The 271-nt window shown below is 41.7% G+C and carries 1 pseudogene; it reads left to right on the forward strand.

Features of this window, described 5'->3' with window-relative positions:
* A pseudogene (locus HMPREF2756_RS00755) lies at positions 1–271 on the forward strand (hypothetical protein); the annotation flags it as partial.

A 271-nucleotide genomic window follows, 5' to 3' on the forward strand; every position in this document is an offset into this window, starting at 1 on the left:
ATTTTGAGCAGCTTTTTACTATGGCTGATGATGACATAAGTGCATGTGTGAATATTCTTGAAGAGATGGATACGTACTACAGTATTCGTCCAATTCATGGTAGTGGGCTGTACAAAGTGTTATTTGGGTGGGGATTCGAACTTTCGCAAGAGAGCTTGTCTCGGGTAGAAGAATTCTTTGTCAACAGGGTGGTGATTGCTGCTGATGGGGTTGAATATCCTTGGTCAAGTATGGAGGAGTATAAGAAGTTTTTCTTCCCGAATGGTTTTCC

Source organism: Rothia sp. HMSC067H10, from assembly GCF_001810635.1.
In the GTDB taxonomy this organism is placed as follows: domain Bacteria; phylum Actinomycetota; class Actinomycetes; order Actinomycetales; family Micrococcaceae; genus Rothia; species Rothia dentocariosa.